Annotated in this window: 12 protein-coding genes; 9 read left to right on the plus strand and 3 right to left on the minus strand. The window is 41.3% G+C overall.

From position 1 onward, the window contains the following. Positions 1 to 52 precede the first annotated feature (52 nt). The gene (locus tag J2T13_RS13275) at positions 53 to 562 is read left to right on the plus strand and encodes a hypothetical protein (RefSeq protein ID WP_429371957.1); all 510 of its coding nucleotides are present in this window, start codon (positions 53 to 55) and stop codon (positions 560 to 562) included. A gap of 158 nt (positions 563 to 720) precedes the next feature. Here the strand turns inward: J2T13_RS13275 and J2T13_RS13280 are convergent, their stop codons facing one another. Beyond that, positions 721 to 1344 carry a nitroreductase family protein gene (locus tag J2T13_RS13280; protein WP_429371959.1) on the minus strand — a complete coding sequence of 208 codons (624 nt, stop codon included), beginning with the start codon at positions 1342 to 1344 and terminating at the stop codon, positions 721 to 723. A 253-nt stretch (positions 1345 to 1597) separates the two neighbouring features. On the opposite strand from J2T13_RS13280, the gene J2T13_RS13285 reads away from it, so the two are divergent. After that, a complete protein-coding gene (locus tag J2T13_RS13285) occupies positions 1598 to 2050 on the plus strand; it encodes a cupin domain-containing protein (protein ID WP_429371961.1) in 453 nt (150 codons plus the stop codon). A 7-nt stretch (positions 2051 to 2057) separates the two neighbouring features. Next, positions 2058 to 2720 (plus strand): hypothetical protein, encoded by a 663-nt coding sequence (locus tag J2T13_RS13290; protein ID WP_429371963.1) that lies wholly within the window; start codon positions 2058 to 2060, stop codon positions 2718 to 2720. On the opposite strand, the gene J2T13_RS13295 is transcribed toward J2T13_RS13290, so the two are convergent. Beyond that, positions 2703 to 2924 (minus strand): hypothetical protein, encoded by a 222-nt coding sequence (locus J2T13_RS13295; protein ID WP_429371964.1) that lies wholly within the window; start codon positions 2922 to 2924, stop codon positions 2703 to 2705. The genes J2T13_RS13290 and J2T13_RS13295 overlap by 18 nt on opposite strands. A gap of 595 nt (positions 2925 to 3519) precedes the next feature. Here J2T13_RS13295 and J2T13_RS13300 point away from each other — a divergent pair. Together J2T13_RS13300 and J2T13_RS13305 are read left to right on the plus strand one after the other, a co-directional pair. Next, positions 3520 to 11226, plus strand: a complete 7707-nt coding sequence (locus tag J2T13_RS13300) for a pullulanase (RefSeq protein WP_429371966.1) — start codon at positions 3520 to 3522, stop codon at positions 11224 to 11226. A gap of 229 nt (positions 11227 to 11455) precedes the next feature. Further along, on the plus strand, positions 11456 to 11725 hold the full coding sequence (locus J2T13_RS13305) for a NifU N-terminal domain-containing protein (protein ID WP_429371968.1): 270 nt from the start codon (positions 11456 to 11458) through the stop codon (positions 11723 to 11725). A gap of 316 nt (positions 11726 to 12041) precedes the next feature. On the opposite strand, the gene J2T13_RS13310 is transcribed toward J2T13_RS13305, so the two are convergent. Next, positions 12042 to 13082: a substrate-binding domain-containing protein gene (locus tag J2T13_RS13310; protein WP_429371970.1), complete on the minus strand. Its 1041-nt coding sequence runs from the start codon at positions 13080 to 13082 to the stop codon at positions 12042 to 12044. A 281-nt stretch (positions 13083 to 13363) separates the two neighbouring features. Here J2T13_RS13310 and J2T13_RS13315 point away from each other — a divergent pair, with 281 nt between their 5' ends. From J2T13_RS13315 to J2T13_RS13330, 4 genes are all read left to right on the plus strand, one after another. Next, positions 13364 to 14323 (plus strand): MTP-1 family protein, encoded by a 960-nt coding sequence (locus J2T13_RS13315; protein WP_429371972.1) that lies wholly within the window; start codon positions 13364 to 13366, stop codon positions 14321 to 14323. Between the two features lie 2 nt (positions 14324 to 14325). Further along, a complete protein-coding gene (locus J2T13_RS13320; RefSeq protein ID WP_429371974.1) occupies positions 14326 to 15387 on the plus strand; it encodes a BtaManbiosPhlase in 1062 nt (353 codons plus the stop codon). Between the two features lie 289 nt (positions 15388 to 15676). Then, positions 15677 to 16621: a carbohydrate ABC transporter permease gene (locus J2T13_RS13325; protein WP_429371976.1), complete on the plus strand. Its 945-nt coding sequence runs from the start codon at positions 15677 to 15679 to the stop codon at positions 16619 to 16621. Between the two features lie 61 nt (positions 16622 to 16682). Further along, positions 16683 to 17429 carry a carbohydrate ABC transporter permease gene (locus tag J2T13_RS13330; RefSeq protein ID WP_429371978.1) on the plus strand — a complete coding sequence of 249 codons (747 nt, stop codon included), beginning with the start codon at positions 16683 to 16685 and terminating at the stop codon, positions 17427 to 17429. Positions 17430 to 17434 lie beyond the last annotated feature (5 nt).

Genomic DNA, 17434 nt, shown 5'->3' on the forward strand with positions numbered 1-17434 from the left:
GATGATATTATATAATCCTCAGTACATCATAGAGTCGGAAGGGGTCATCCAATTGAAGAGAATGCTAGGTTTAATCGTCTTTATTTTGTTATTTAGTAGCATAAATATCTCACAGGTCGGTGCTGCTACGCGTACATTTAAGCTAGATAAGAATACAGCAGCTTCGCTTAAAGTAGGGAAAATTCCGGGATTTGACATTCAGTTAGGAATGAAAAAAGCGCAAGTTGTGAAAGTGCTAGGCAATCCGAAACAGTCTTACAATTGGATTGGAGGGCAATTTTGGATATTCAATAAGGTTTCGTATGCAGGATTTTGTTTCAATGAACCTGGAATGAAATCGGGTAAATTATATGCTGTGTCGATTGGCAGTGAAGGCTTTCCCAACAAGACATTTGCTAAAGTAAAAGCTCAGTTAGGCAAACCGAGTTACATCGGTGAAGATGAGGCTGAGGGTGGTTATACCCTGATGTATGAGTACGGTGGATTAGTCATTTACTTTGCTGCAGACACATTATCTGGAAAAATAACAAAAATCGACATTATCAACAAAGATTTAATGTAGTAATCTATACTCTATGTTGGAATTTATTAAGCAAAAAAGCTTGTTACAGTTATGTTCAGACTGAAGCAAGCTTTTTTTATAGTATTTCAGCGCATTAGGAAGTGTATGAAAACAAGAGGTGCTTTCAGCATGATGCTGGAGACACCTCTTGTTTACATTCATACTCCGATAAACTCAACGAATTCATTGACTGGCTTGCGGTAGCCACGTGGTCTGATTTTTCGGTTGTTGTCTTTACCAATCGTGATCAACATGACGGGAACCAGGTTGTCCGGCAGATTCAAGGTGGCTTGGATGGCTTCTGGATCGAAGCCGATCATGGGGCAAGTATCCCAGCCTTTGTCTTTGGCGATTAACATGAATTGCATCGCAGATAAGGAAGCATTCCGAATAGCATCATCGCGTTGAAAAGCATCTTTGCCTATGTAGGAACTGTTAATGGATTCGATGGTTTGATCGAATTCCTCCTCTGACATAGCTCCTAGCATCTTGAGTCCTCCATAAATCTCTGGAGCCTGGAGATAAGCGTGCTTATCTCCAAGTACAACAATGACTGCTGAGGCCGAGTGGATTTTATATTGGCCATAGGCACCCTTGCGAATTTCCTCTTTTAGAATCTCGTCGGTAATCACTATATAATGTGTATGTTGAAGGTTAAATGCCGATGGCGCTAAGCGGGCGTAAGAGAACATTTCTTCCAGTTCATTCTGAGGGATCTTGATACCCTCCACAAAATTCATAGCCGATCTGCGGGATTGAACCAAATCTATAAAAGTACTCATGATTTCAGCCTCCATTATGTATTATAGTAATTAATAATCTCAAATCACTGATATTAATAAATTAACTTACTAATATATATCAGTTAACTTAAGGTAACATATATTGATACTGATCGTCAATGATAAAAAGTAATACTATTGTCATAAGTAGATTACGTTATACATACAGAGCGTGACGAAAGTTATGAATTCATGTAGAATGGCTACAAAGTATATAAACTATTTACTACATAGGATAGGGAGAGAAATTACAATGGATTTACAACAATCACCATTGGTGAAGCAAATAGGAATGGACAAGCATGTGGAAGGCGGATGGTTCAAAGAAATATGGAAAGCATCTTATGAGATTCCTAAAGCAGTATTAGGACCTGAATACTCCGGTGCTAGAGCTGCAGCAAGTTCAACTTACTTCTTACTACACCCAGGTGAAGTGTCAGAATGGCATGTCGTATTGTCAGACGAATTATGGTTGTACCATTCGGGAGGTCCTTTGGAACTCACATTAGGTGGAAGTGAAAAGAATCCCGAAGAAGGCGAGAAAATTATTCTAGGGATGGATATTGAGAATGGACAACAGCCGCAAGCGCTTGTACCGGCCAAAGTGTGGCAAACGGCAAAAGCCTTGAGCGATGAACCCGTATTTGTGACCTGCGTTGTAGCTCCAGCTTTTCATTATGATGATTTCACTCTTATTGATAAATAGAAGATACGTGTTAAGTCATAGATATAAGTACACACAACAAAGAAGAATCGCCCGAAGTGAGGGTGGGTTCTTCTTTGTTGTTATTATATGTATAAAAAGTGATCCCTTTTTACATTATTTACGTATTAAAGAACATGGAGTTATTAATGAGGAAGGAAGTGATCTCGTAATGGAACTATACTTTAAAGATAACTTTTTCAATGCAGGCATCTCAGATATTATGAACGAGGCTGGCGAAACAGTGGGAAGCATAGATTTAAAGAGTTCTATCGGTTCTTCACTAGATGTGTATGAGTCTACAGGTGTTAGAATATGTGGAGGGAAGTTTCGATTTTTTTCTAACAAATGGGAAGTTTCTGATTCTAGTGACGAATTAATGGGTGTGCTGAGAGCCAGAATGAGCTTCTTCTCTAAAAAATATGAGTATGATGCAGGCAGAAGGGGAATCTATGAAATAATCTCACCGGCATTTTCTAAGGAGTATAGCATTCAAAGTACCCATGGAGAGACAGTGGTGACATTCGCTAGAGTAAATGGTTGGCTTCAATCTGGCGCTTATGGTCTTCATAATAACTCAGCAGAGTTAAATCATTATGAGCTAGTTGCCGTAGTTATGGGAGTTCATGAAATTCAGAAGAGATCGAGGGCAAATTCAAGCGCTGGTCAGTAAATGTAATAAATAAAAGGAATCACTGCTGCCATGAGCGGGATTCCTTTTATATTTATTATACAGTTGTGTTTGTTTTTGCTTAAGGGTAGGTGTGACTTTAACGGTGGGACTAACACCATGCCATGAACCTCGTAGTACTTCTGGATTAACTTTACCTTGCTGGGCAAGTTTTTGCCTTGCCCTTTTTGCCTTGCTTGTAGACATAATTGTGTTCCTCCTATATTGGGTTTGGCTTCTACGTTACTGTCCTATTATACGCTTTTATCTACGATTATGTTTCAATCATGATGATTTCGCTACCATTCGTAGAACAAGGTGGGAAGTGTTATAAAATAGTATATGATGACTATGATTTATATTCTCCTCATGTAACAGAGAAACTTCCCATTGGGTCGGATGTGAACTTTCCTTATCAAGTGATAAGGAAAGCCACACGGCCTTATTGGTGTTCTTATACTCTTGCTTTTAAACGGGGCATAGTAGCGAAGAATCTGTATCGCAAATGAAGGGAGATTTTGTAGGAAATGCTTGCAATAATCACGTTTTCATTAACTGATAGTTTAATTTATTTAATTTAAAAATTTATAAATTGACGAGTTGCTAAAAGAGTTATAATATATATGCAAACGGTTTCATTGATTGGAATATGTTTCCGTGTAAGGATTAGAATTCTCATCATGGGTGCTGACTATCACGAGTATAGTGGCTTAGTAGATATAGATTTAAAAGGGGGGATACTGCCTTTTTGTGCAATCGTTTGCAGTTTCTGTTGAATTTTAAATGAGGGAGTGTTGCCTAAATGAATTTTTCTTTTAAAAGGAAGAAAATGTTGTCTATCTTTATGACTCTTGTTCTTATGATTTCGAGTATCGGGTTATATCCCCTACAAGTAGGTGCAGCAGCTCCTACTAAAGTTGTACTGGTAGGTAGTTTGCAAAAGGCATTGGGAAATGCAGAGGATTGGGATCCAGAGTCTACTGCTACCGAAATGGTTGACCAAGGTAATGGAAACTATCAGTTTAGCGGCACCTTACCCGCAGGTACTTACGATTACAAGGTTGCCATGGACGGTACGGGGGATGTTAGTTATGGATTGGGTAACTATACCAAACCAGCTGGTGTTATCGCTGGGGAGAACATCAGCATTACATTAACTGAAGAAACGCAAGTGACTTTCTACTACAACGATAACTCTCACAAAATTGCAGATTCAACTTATTATACGCCTATTGCAGCGGATAAGATCCCGCGGGTAGTTGGGAACTTACAGACTGAAATTGGAGATGCAGCGGATTGGAATCCGGGAATTGCCAGTGCAATTATGACGGATGAAAATTTTGATAATGTGTACTCGGTCACCAAGGTTGTATACAAGGGTGATTATGAATATAAAATAGTTCTAGGTTCAACTTGGGATGACGATGCTTATCCTACTCCTGCTATCGGTAATAAGCAATTGAGTCTTCCTCAAGAGCTATCCGTCACTTTTAATTACAATGCAATTGATCATAATGTTACAGCTGACTTTGTTGTACTAGTTGTACCAGTTGATCCTGGAGGATCTGCTGGAGGATCTGCTGGAGGATCTGTTAGTGAAGTTCCAGCAGGACATCTTCGAGTCCACTATAACGTGTTGACAGCTGCAGCTGATGGTATGGGACTATGGCTATGGGGTGATGTTGCAACAGCAACTACGGGTTGGCCATCAGGAGCAATCGCCTTCCCAACTGGACAGGTAGATAACTATGGTGCTTATATGGATATTCCAATTACAAGCACAGCGAAATCTATTAAAGCCATTGTTGTAAATCGTAATAATGGGGCCAAAGATGGTGAGGACAAGAATATTTCAATAACGACGCCTCAGACGAATGAAATATGGGTCAAAAAAGGTTCCGATGTAGTTACTCCATATGAACCTGTTGATATTGCGCCCAACACAGTTCGCATACATTATCAAAGAGCAGACAAGAACTATAGCCCCTACGGTATTTGGAATTGGGAGGACGTGGCAAGTCCTTCTAGTGGTTGGGCAACAGGGGCAACCCCTTTCCCGGATGGGCAAGTAGATAGATATGGTGCATATGTGGATATTCCACTCACAGAAGGTGCAAAGAAACTTGGTTTTTTTGTTGTGCATCGCACATTAGGGAATTTAGACCAAGAAGCGAATAGAAACTTTAATCTTCTAGATAAATACAATCAGTTGTGGATCAAGCAAGGTGACAATTCCGTATATGTCTCTCCTTTCGGGGAAGTGCCTACGGGTTTATTGTCCGGAGAAGTAATATCCGATAGTAAAATTCTTCTAGGTTTTACGATGACCGAAGGACTGGAAGAAGCAGCATTGAAAAGCGGGCTGATCATTACAGATAAGAACGGTGCTACTATAACCGTGAAAAGTGTCAAAATCACCAGTGCAACAGCGGTTGAAGTGGTTACAACACCGTTCTCATTGGATGATACCCCATTAAGTATCGTCTATTCGGGGAAAACGGTATCCGCCACCAAAGGTTGGAGAATGATCGACGAGCTGTACAATTATGAGGGAGATGACCTCGGAGCAACATATGAGGCAGGGAGTGTAACGTTTAAACTATGGGCACCCCAAGCGAGTTCAGTTGTTGCCAATGTATATAACAAGGATGATTCTACAGAGATTGTTGGACACGTTAATTTAACCCAAGGAGACAAGGGAGTGTGGTCTGCTAAGGTTGCCCCAGGAGATCTGGGAAATGGCAGTGTTACAGACCTAAAAGGTTATTTCTATCAGTATGACGTGACTAATAATGGTGTCACCAAACAAGTGCTTGATCCTTATGCTAAATCTATGGCTGCATTTAGAGTCAAAAGTACCGGTGGTGTTGGTCCTGATGGAGATACTGTAGGGAAAGCGGCCATCGTGGATTTAAGCGGAACGGATCCAGCGAATTTTGACTATGCCGATATTGAGGGATATGAAAAAAGAGAAGATGCGATTATTTGGGAAATTCATGTGAGAGACTTCACATCAGACCCATCTATTGAGAATAGCTTGAACACTGCAACATGGGGCTCCTATGATGCCTTTAAAAGTAAGCTTGACTACATCAAATCTCTTGGTGTTACACATATTCAATTGCTTCCTGTAATGGCTTGGTATTACGGGGATGAGATGAAGATGAAGGATAGAGAACTTGATTATTCAGCTAAGGACAATGAATACAACTGGGGATATGATCCACATAACTACTTCTCACCGGATGGTGCTTACTCCGAAGATCCTACAGATCCGGAACTGAGAATCAAAGAACTGAAGGCAATGATTGATGCCATTCATGACGAGGGCATGGGTGTAGTCTTGGATGTTGTGTACACTCATATGGCTAATACAAGTCAATTGGATGATATCGTACCTAATTATTATTCATTCCAAGATGCGAGTGGAAAGAATATTGGAACGTTCGGAAACAATCTAGCGACAAGCCATAAGATGGCAGAGAAATTGATGGTAGACTCTGTTAAATATTGGTTCGAAGAGTATAAAATTGATGGAATGCGCTGGGACATGATGGGTGATGCAACTTATGATGCTGTGCAGAATGCCTATGATGCAGCAGAGGCAATCAATCCTAACGTTCTATTTATCGGTGAAGGTTGGAAAAATTTTAAAGGAGCATTATCAGATCCTTCGCTAGCAGGTAAAGGCGCGGATCAGGACTGGATGGATAAAACCGACAGTGTGGGTGTGTTCTCCGATGAGATCAGAAATGAATTGAAGTCCGGTTATGGTTCCGAAGGGGAGCCGAGATTTATTACGGGTGGTGCGCGGGACATCAACGGTATCTTTAACAACATCAAAGCGCAGCCAAGCAATACGCCTGCCGATGATCCGGGTGATATTGTACCCTATATCGAAGCACACGACAATTTAACGCTTTATGATGTTATTGCTCAATCGATTCATAAAGATCCATCTATACCGGCTAATGATCTTGAGATTCATAAGCGGATAAGGCTTGGGAATATGTTTGTGCTGACCTCCCAAGGGACTGCTTTTCTCCATGCAGGACAGGAATATGGACGTACCAAACAATGGCACGGAGTAGGATTACCAGAAGAAAAGTATACTTCCTTAACAGATGAAAATGGAGATGTGTTCGGACAATTCATACATGATTCCAATGACTCTACCGATGCCATTAATATGTTTGATTGGAAGAAAGCAACGGATGAATTGGCATATCCTGTGAACAACACAACAAGAGAATATACAGCAGGATTGATGGCATTAAGAAAGTCAACGGATGCTTTTAGACTAGGGGATATGTCTCTAGTAGACTCCAATGTAACTTTAATCCAAGCACCAGAGGTTCAAGCAAATGATCTCATTATTGCTTATAAGAACAAAGCAACAGATGGAACAGGGAATTATTATGTATTCATGAATGCAGATAATACAGCAAGAAAACTTACGCTTACAGAAGACTTAACTGCAGGTACGGTCGTAGTAGACAATGATGAGGCAGGAGTCTTGGAGGTTACTGACAAATCCGGATTTTCACTTACATCTAACTCAATCACGCTAGATCCATTAACGGCAGTCATTATTAAGCAAGAAGCCGCAGCAGCGGTATTAACATCGTTAGAAACAGACAAAGCCAGCTATTCAGTAGAAAAAGGTAAGACGCAACAATTAGTGGTTTATGCGAAATACGATGATAATACCCGCAGAAAGATAACAACTCAGGCTACTTACGCTTCAAGTAACACTCAAGTCGCTACCGTGACTACAAAAGGCCTTGTGAAGGCAGTTGCTAAAGGTACAGCGACAATTACAGCTACATTTGGTGGCGAAACGGTAAATATTACGGTTACCGTTACCCCTACCCCTAAATCAGCTAAGCGTTACGTTCAAATCAATTATATCCGCCCAGATAAGGATTATACTGATTGGAAGCTCTGGATATGGGGTACCGGATTAGATAATATCGATCTGACTGAATTCCAAAATATAACGGAGGGTGTCGCTGAGAATGGTGTGGCGTCCGTAATGATTGAAATTGCACCCCAAACCACGACCGTTGGATTCGTTCTTATAAAAACAGATGTAGTTAAATCTGCAGAATTACTTTGGAATGGTATCAAGCAGGATATTCCAGATGATCGTACCATTTCTGTGAACCCAGGAGATATACTTACCAAAGTGAAATTGACAAGCATGGTCCAAGCAGCTGATATTTTACCAAGTGTCACGGGACCTATTCTGAATGACGGAAATATAACGTTTGTGTACAGAGACGATGCTCTTTTCCAAAGCAATCAAATGACGTCTATCACAGATGCAAAAGTTATAGTTAAAGTTGACGGTGTAGAATATGCCATGACTTACGATCCAGCAAAGGAATGGTTTAGTTATACATTGACTAATGTGGAGAATGGTACTCATGAGTACACCTTCTTAGTAACGAAGGATGGAAAGACTACCGAAATTACAGATCCTTACAATACGGTTAATGGAAAATCAGTCGTGGAATATTTCATCCCAGTGGTGACTATTCAATCGACCCTTAATCCAACGGTAATCTCGTCTAACGAGAATGCGGTACTGAAACTGAATGTTTCATCGGATAGAGAACTATCTTACAGAGAAGGTTATATGGACCTCACCGCATTGGGTGGACCTTCAAAAGTGAAGTTTGACACGGAAATTCTGGAACAGTCCATTGCGGTGAAGGATTCTATTGCTGCTGGATCGAAGAATATTCCGATCACATTAGTGGATCAATATGGAAATAAGCATACTCATTCTGCGACCGTACAGGTCAAGGTGAGAACGAATACTGGAAAGAATGATTTCGATTGGGACGAAGCTCGTATTTATTTCGCTCTGACGGATCGATTCTTGGACGGTGATACAACGAATAATAATGATGTCGATAAAAGTCATCTTGAAGCCTACCACGGTGGTGATTTCAGAGGTCTTATCGACAAGTTGGATTACTTGCAACAGTTAGGTATAAACACGTTGTGGATTACACCGATCGTGGACAACATCGATTTCAATAAAGGTGTTGATTTCGAGAGTAAACAGTATGGTTATCATGGTTATTGGGCTAAGGACTTTACGAAGATCGACGAACATCTAGGCGATCTAGAAACGTTCAAAGAGTTAATCGATACGGCTCATGATAAAGGAATTAAGATTATGGTAGACGTGGTCTTAAATCATACGGGTTATGGTCTTAAAGCAGATGATAATCGTCCTGGCATCACGCAGGCAGACAAGGACCGCTTCGCGGGCATGTTGAGAACAGACGGAATTACCGCGGATGAAGATCCGATTAAGGGAGAGTTAGTTGAGCTTCCTGATTTCAAGACAGAGGATGCTGATGTTCGCGCACAAATCATTGATTGGCAGGCGGGTTGGCTGGAGCGTGCTACAACAGATCGTGGGGATTCAATTGATTATTTCCGTGTCGATACCGTGAAACATGTGGAAGATACGACATGGAAAGCATTCAAGAATGCATTGACTGCGATTAACCCCGACTTCAAAATGATCGGCGAATCCTTCGGTGCAAGCGTAGATAGTGATGGAGGTATGCTCCAAAGTGGTCAAATGGATAGTCTTCTTGACTTCAGTTTCAATGAGAATGCAAGAGATTTCGCCAATGGAAATATTGCATCGGTTGAAGCTTACCTAGCTGCTCGTGAAGCAAAGATGGATAACACAAAAACCATGGGGCAGTTCCTGAGTAGCCACGATGAAAATGGATTCCTAATTGATTATGCGGGAGGAGATAAGGGCAAGCTCAAAATTGCAGCAGCGTTACAAATTACTTCCAAAGGACAGCCTGTCATTTACTACGGGGAAGAATTAGGTCTTACAGGTAATAATGCAGGTACCATGAGACTGGGACAGTTCAGCGAGAACCGTAAGGATATGCCGTGGGATCAGTTAGAAACTGAGAAAGCGCTGCATGACCATTACCAAAAGCTGCTAAACATCCGAGCTACGTATTCCAAATTGTACTCCAAAGGAACACGGACATCATTAGTTGCTTCCAATGAAGCAGGATATCTAGCATTTAACAAAAATTATGAGAATAAGAATATCGTTACCGTCATTAACACGAAGACAACCGCTACAGACGTTACGATTAGCGTACCTTTTGTGGCTGGAAGTCAAGTGAAAGACGAGTACAGTGGTAAGGCTTATACCGTAACGAATGCTCAAAAGGTTAGTTTCAGTCTTCCAGGTATGAATGAAGGTGGAACTGTCATACTTTCAGGAACGTCTGATAATGGAACTGTGGAAGGACCTGGAACTGGAGTAGGACCTGGACCTGGACCTGGAACTGGAACTGGAACTGGAACTGGAACTGGAACTGATAACAGCAACAGTACTACCCAAACTCAGAAGGTCGTCAGTGCAGAGTCACTGAAAAGCGACAAAGAGAAAATATCTATTGATCTTGGCGCTAATGAGAATGGGGTTCTACTTCCGTTGAATTCTGCGGAAATTGTAGGGTCCAAGCCGATTGAAATCAAAAAAGGCGATTTCACGGTTGTGCTTCCTTCTTCGTTACTGAAGGCTATTCAGGAATCGTTAACGGCTGGGCAATCTGTGGGTGCTCTGATCTCCTTTAGAATGGATGAAGTGGATGCATTAGCAGCGAAATCCCTTATCGAGAAGTCAGATAGTTCGACAACGAAGCTGGAATTAGCAAGTAAGATGTTTGATCTCGGACTGTCTGTCACAATGAAGGATGGAAAAGAAGTGAAGACAGAAACGTACTCAACACCAATAACAATTGCATTTACGGTTGATCCTTCAGCGAATAAGAAGCTTCTTGGTGTATATTTCGTTGGGGACAATGGAAAAGTGGAATACGTTGGCGGGTATTGGGAGGATGGTAAGCTTAAAGCGAACGTTAACCATTCAGGTAAGTATGTAGTACTGGAGTTCAATAAATTGTTTGCAGATTTACATGGCCACTGGGCGGAAGCTGCCATCAAAGAACTTGCAGCTAAGCATGTGGTAGAAGGCACGACGGACAGTACATTTAGTCCAGGTCAACAGGTAACTCGTGCTGAGTTTGCAGCTATGCTCGTTCGGGCCTTGAACCTAAAGGCTGAAGGTAGTATATCCTTCACGGACGTCGATAGTAAGGCTTGGTATGCTTCCGCAGTATCCATTGCTTATCATAATGGACTGGTGCAGGGTAAGAATGAGTCTACATTCGCACCTCAAGCAACGATCACACGGGAAGAAATGGCTGCGATGATCCTACGTGCTTACAAGGTGAGGAACGCAACATCAGCGGTATCGAATGGTTCAACACTACCTTCGTTTACCGATGAACAGCAGATCAGTGCGTGGGCTATTAAAGAGGTTCAAGCAGCTAGGTTACTTGGATTGATGAATGGACAAAGCAAGAGCAAATTCGTTCCCAAGGCGAACTCAAGTCGCGCAGAAAGTGCGCAAGCTATTGTGAATTTACTCAATCTAATGAAGAAATGAGATCATTCTAATAGGTGACTATTTGAACAATCTCTGAAACACAATCAAGAACCTTCCTGCTCTCATTCGAGCTAGGGAGGTTCTTGGCATTTTTATTAAATAGATTACTATTGGGTCGGAAGGATAGAGGTAATAATTACGCGGTTGATTGGCTGTGGAAGGGTAGAATATCTAATAAGGTTTGTATCTGCAAGTTACAATGTTACAATATCATAAAAGGAGTGATTACATGGCAATAGAAATTAATGTTCAAGAGACACCAAATCCGAATTCAATCAAGATCAATACAAGCGAGGCGATATTTGAAGGTACTGGAAGTACATCATTGAAGAGTGGTGATCAAACAGATCATCCGCTGGCTAGTGCCCTACTCGATATAGAAGGTATTGATAATCTATTTGGGATGAGAAATTTTATAACGGTTAGTAAGCAACCAGATGTAGAGTGGGATGAAATTCTACCCAAGGTAGAAGAGGCTTTCAAAGTAGTGTACGGCTGATCTAAACTAAGAGGAACAAAGTGAAGGGCAACAAAAGCGTGATGACCCGTCTGATCTACGGTAAACTTGTAGAAGGCGGGTTTTTTTCAATGCTATAAGTATTTTAGCAAATGAGAGAATCGCCCTGACTATTACATAATGATCAACGTACATGTTGAAAAAAGAGGGCAGTTCCGAAGCCGATGGCTGGCTATGGAACTGCCCTAACTAACGTAGAGATAAGCATACCCAAGAATATGCACTTCTTGTTCGGTATGTAAGATACCTCTTACCCATAGCAAATATTAATTCCATCGTTCTTCTAAAAAGAGTGGTCTCAGCAATCAGGGGCTACGTTAGTATCATCTTCAAAACGTTGTTTTGTCGATTCCCTTTCGATCAACGTGGTGGGGAGATGGACTTCGATGTAGGGCTCGTCTGGGTTGTTCATTCTCCAGAGTAGTTGCTGGAAGGCCTTTTGGCCATATTTACTTAAATCCACTGCTATGGTAGTAGTAGTCGGCGTATTAATCCGCGATAGTTGTCCGTTATCAAAGCTGCATACGGAAAAATCATCGGGGATCTTGTATCCCATTTGCTGCAAAGATGAAATTAATAGAAATCCCAAACCGTCGTTAATGCAAAACCAAGCTGTAGGTAGTGAAGCCATCTTTGATAGTTTATCGGTTACTTCAGCAGCCTCCTCAGTAACATCCTTTAGCAGCCATTCCGGATGAATCGTTAGGCCTGCTTCATTCATAGCTAGGTTGTATCCTTCCAGTCGTTCTTGATAGCTGGGCGAGAAAGAAATGTCACCTAAGAAGCCGATTTGTTTGTGGCCAAGCTTAATTAATTGGTGAACAGCTTCATAGCCACCAAAGCGATTGTTGATTAAAATGCAATCCACATGGATATGTGGATGATGGTGGTCAATGAGAACGGTGGGAATACCCGTATCTAAGACAGTGTTGATATATTCTGTACTAATGTGAGAGAGGATCAGCACGCCGTCGACAGTTTGGTTCTGCAGAAAGGATGGTAAAATAAGATTTTCTCTGGCATGTGGGTTGATGGACTGTATTTGCAAAGTTATACCTTGTTTTGAGCATTCTTGTTCTATGGATAAATATATTTCTCCGAAAAAACTTCTTGAGAACGCGAAGTCTGAAGCAATCAAAGCAATGCTACGGTTTCGATCAGTCTGCTTCTTTTTTCGGGTTTCGGAGTATGAATACCCTAGCTTTTCAGCCGTTTGAATAACGAGCTGCCTCGTTTCCTCGCTGACCCCATCCTTGCCTGTAAGAGCCTGAGATACTGAGTTTTTGGAGATCTGTAAAGTTTCCGCAATCATTTGCATTGTTACTTTTTGCTGCTTCAAGATTATCTTTCCTTTCCGAATACAATATATCAGTTATATAAACAATCTGTAACGTTACAAATTATATCGTACTCAATACGAAAAAGGAACTGTTTTTATAAGGATTTCTCATTTTAATAGTTTTGATTGACTTTTTATTTCTCGTCATTAATAATGAATGTGAATTAGAATAATAAAGAAAAGTAATCCTTTTGTAACGTTACTCATGATGAGGGATTTAAGGTTTTTATTAATTTTAGATTATTGGGGAAATTGACAATCTAAATAAAGGGGGAATATTGATGACGGAATTGATCAAAAACGATGTAAAAACCTGTGCGATACTACTGAAAGAATATTTAAACAAAAACGAACCCGTAACTAACGTGGTTAAACTGCATTTTACGAGAGTGGGAGAACGCGATGTATACAACATTACGGCTCCCTTTGAAGACAATGGGGAGCTAGTGATCGCTGGACGTGTCGAATTCAGAGACAGCGAGCATTCGAATATCATGTTTTTCGTAGAACGAGATGGAGCTTGGGTTCCTAGAAAAGGTATGCCAGAGTTAACGCTTCAGGATCCGTTCTATACGAGAGTTAACGGAGAAATTATCCTCGGTGGTGTACAGGTCTATCCTCATCCTGTTCACGAAGGTGCTCTTGCGTGGCGGACAGTGATGTACAAAGGTAAGTACCTTCAAGATCTTACGTTGTTTTTTACAGGTCCAAACGGCATGAAGGATCTGCGTATAGCAGAACTTCATGATGGAAGCGTCGTCATTCTTACAAGATTGCAGGGAGAGAAGGGTGGACGCGGTAAAATTGGATTTGCGCGCGTAGCTTCTCTTACAGAATTAACGATTGAAAGGATAGAGGAAGCACCGCTTTTGGAAGACCAATTTATCGAATCGGAATGGGGAGGTGCCAATGAAGTCCATGTGCTATCAAATGGACTAATCGGCATTTTAGGTCATATCGCCTGCTTTGATGATGACGTGAATCGTCATTACTATGCTATGGTCTTCGCAATGGATCCGGTTACCGGCGAGCATTCAGATATTGAATTGATTGCAATACGGGATCAGTTTCTACCGGGGGAGGCCAAAAGAGAGGATTTAATAGACGTCATTTTTAGCGGCGGACTTATAAGGTGTAAGGATGGAACTGCCGTATTATATGCCGGAATCAGTGACGCAGAGGCTCAAAGAATAACTATTCCAGATCCGTTTTTGAAATTTGAAACTCATGGGGTGAATTAGGCATGAACATTTACCGTTATGAAGAAAACCCGTTAGTGACGCCGGCTGATGTACAGCCTTATCATGATGGCTTCAAAGTCATCGGAGCATTTAATGCTGGCGTTGCTGAGTATAAGGGAGAAACATTGCTGCTTCTTCGAGTTGCTGAACAGCCGATTAGTGATGATCCGGATAAAGTACTATCCCCTATTTATAATACGAACACAGGGGAAATCGATCTCGTGGAGCTGGATCGAAACGACGAGCGGTATGATTTTTCAGATCCTCGTGTGGTTAGAGACCGTAACCAAAGTGCAACCTTTGCCTATTTAACTTGTATATCTTACATTCGCATTGCCCGAAGTAAGGACGGACGTCAATTTACTATAGATAGCCAGCCGTTTATCTATCCCTCAAACGCTCAGGAGATTTATGGAGTTGAAGATCCGCGCGTAACGCAAATCGGTGAGGATTATTATATTTATTTTTCGGTCGTTTCTCCGGAAGGCATCGGCGAATCCATGGTTTCTACCAAAGATTTTATAAATATTACCCATCATGGCATGATATTTTGCCCCGATAACAAGGATGTACTCATTTTTCCTGAAAAAATTGGTAATAAATATTATGCACTTCACCGTCCGACTATGAAAAGTGTCGGTAGGCCAGAGATTTGGATCGCAGAATCGGATAATCTGCTGTATTGGGGAAATCATAGGCATCTGTTGGGTCTGCGGGACGGGACCTGGGACAGTGGCCGGATTGGTGGCGGTGCGGTACCTATCAAAACTGAGAGGGGCTGGCTTGAATTATACCATGGGGCGACGAATGAGTACCGTTACTGTATGGGAGCCGTTCTGCTTGAGCTAGAAAATCCTACGAAGGTGATTGCGCGTTCGCTTAAACCTGTGATAGAGCCAGAGGCCGCTTATGAGAAGAATGGCTTTTTTGGGGATGTCATATTTTCCTGTGGAGCGATTGTCGATGGGGATATTGTGAGAATGTATTATGGCGTAGCTGATACCTCAATGGCTTGTGCGGAGCTCAGTCTAAAGGAAATACTGGATAGCCTGGTTTATGAGTGAATTTAAGGAAGTAAGCAGAGAGGACAGTCGAGCAGACTGTTCTCTTTAATTTCAATAGGGTGTATAAAAATGTGAATATTCACGATTTACATGACATAACATTACAAAATAAGCATTACAAATTATAAATTAGTGATTGTAACCAAAAAATAATGTTGACAAAATGAAATTGTGAACTAAAATAGTAATTAATAGTAAGTGTAAAACGTTTACATTATACATTACAGTTTATCCTGTTTGCCACAGTTGTCATGTGAATCAAGATGAATTATTCACAGGGGGAGAGAATATGGGGTCAAAGAAATATACGGGTTATATATATATAACTCCTTGGATCATTGGGTTTCTTGTATTTACGGTTGTACCTCTTATCTTCGCCTTCTATGTTGGGCTGACGGAGTGGGACACGTTCAACAAACCGAAATACATAGGTTTTGGAAATTATGTAGATCTAATAAAAGATGAAGATTTCCGCAAGGCTTTATGGGTGACGCTGAAATTTGCCGTCATTTCAGTACCACTAGGAATTGCAACCTCGCTAGTGATCGCGCTCTTGGTGAACACGAAGGTGAAAGGGGTATATTTCTTCCGCACGGCGCTTTATTTACCAGCTATCGTATCTGGGGTATCGATCTCCTTGCTGTGGAAGTGGATTCTGGATACAGACTTTGGACTTATCAATCTCCTGCTCTCCAAGATCGGAATTGCTCCACTTGGTTGGCTAACCGATGGATCTCTAGTGATGCCATCCTACTTAATGATGGTGATATGGGGCGCCGGAGGCGGGATGCTAACTTATCTAGCAGGTCTACAGGATATTCCCGGACATTTGTATGAGGCTGCAGAAATTGATGGGGCGAGTGCTTTTCAGAAATTTAAACACATTACGTTGACGATGCTGACACCGGTTATTTTCTACAATCTTATTATGGGGATTGTCGGCGCAATGCGTAAGTTCGGAGATGCCTACATTATTGGAGGGGCGGAGAACGAGGGCCGCTTCTATATGATCTATTTGTATGAGAACGCTTTTAAGTTTTTCAAAATGGGATATGCAACTGCGATGGCTTGGATATTATTCGTTATTATCATGATCCTCACCCTGATCGCCTTTAAGTCATCCTCGGCATGGGTTTACTACGAGAGTGAAGTTAATACCAAAAAAAGCGGGAAGGACGGTGAAGTAAATGGCCTCTTACGGGATGGGAAGAAAACAAAAAAAGGTTCTGCGTAACATTGTTTTGTATGTCTTTCTAGGGATCTTCACCATAAGTACCTTGTTTCCGCTGATATGGATGATTTCTACTTCCTTGAAATCAGGAAATGTGATTTTTCAAATTCCTCCTCAGTTTTTGCCTGACGGATTTCATTGGGAAAATTATACGAGAGCTATAACAGAAATTAATTTCTTTGTCCTTTTTAAGAACACGCTGGTCATTACTATTTTTCAATTGTTATCTAATGTATTTGTTTCCGCCTTCGTGGCGTACGGTTTCGCAAGGTTCAATTTCCCTGGAAAAAATATATGGTTTATGTTAGTACTTTCTACCATTATGCTTCCGGGTGAAGTTACGATGATTCCGGTGTTTATCGGTTTTAGCGCGATCGGCTGGAGTAATTCCATCTTACCACTTGTCGTTCCTGGATTTTTCGGAGGGGCTCCGGTATTTATCTTTCTTCTCCGGCAGTTTTTTCTCTCCGTTCCAAAAGATTTGGAAGAGTCAGCCGTTATCGATGGGGCAAATAGCTTTACTATTTTTCGGAAGATTTTTCTCCCATTATCCATACCTGCATTGGTTACAATCGGCATTTTCTCATTCCAAGGGAGCTGGAACGATTTGCTAGGCCCACTTATTTATTTGAATGATGTGGATAAATTCACATTGACTCTTGGATTGTCGATGTTTAAGGGTGTTATGAAGGTCGAGTGGGGGCCGCTCATGGCTGGATCAATTCTTTCACTGCTTCCAGTACTTATTGTTTTCTTCCTTGCTCAGAAGCATTTTGTAGAAGGAATTAAATTAAGTGGTATTAAGGGATAAGCGTA

The sequence above is a fragment of the Paenibacillus sp. DS2015 genome, from assembly GCF_050433705.1.
In the GTDB taxonomy this organism is placed as follows: domain Bacteria; phylum Bacillota; class Bacilli; order Paenibacillales; family Paenibacillaceae; genus Paenibacillus_AQ.

Coding starts and splice junctions, on each gene's coding strand:
- J2T13_RS13280 (WP_429371959.1), bottom strand. CDS start 1,344: ATGAGTACTTTTATAGATTTGGTTCAATCCCGCAGATCGGCTATGAAT.
- J2T13_RS13285 (WP_429371961.1), top strand. CDS start 1,598: ATGGATTTACAACAATCACCATTGGTGAAGCAAATAGGAATGGACAAG.
- J2T13_RS13295 (WP_429371964.1), bottom strand. CDS start 2,924: ATGTCTACAAGCAAGGCAAAAAGGGCAAGGCAAAAACTTGCCCAGCAA.
- J2T13_RS13300 (WP_429371966.1), top strand. CDS start 3,520: ATGAATTTTTCTTTTAAAAGGAAGAAAATGTTGTCTATCTTTATGACT.
- J2T13_RS13305 (WP_429371968.1), top strand. CDS start 11,456: ATGGCAATAGAAATTAATGTTCAAGAGACACCAAATCCGAATTCAATC.
- J2T13_RS13315 (WP_429371972.1), top strand. CDS start 13,364: ATGACGGAATTGATCAAAAACGATGTAAAAACCTGTGCGATACTACTG.
- J2T13_RS13320 (WP_429371974.1), top strand. CDS start 14,326: ATGAACATTTACCGTTATGAAGAAAACCCGTTAGTGACGCCGGCTGAT.
- J2T13_RS13325 (WP_429371976.1), top strand. CDS start 15,677: ATGGGGTCAAAGAAATATACGGGTTATATATATATAACTCCTTGGATC.
- J2T13_RS13330 (WP_429371978.1), top strand. CDS start 16,683: ATGATTTCTACTTCCTTGAAATCAGGAAATGTGATTTTTCAAATTCCT.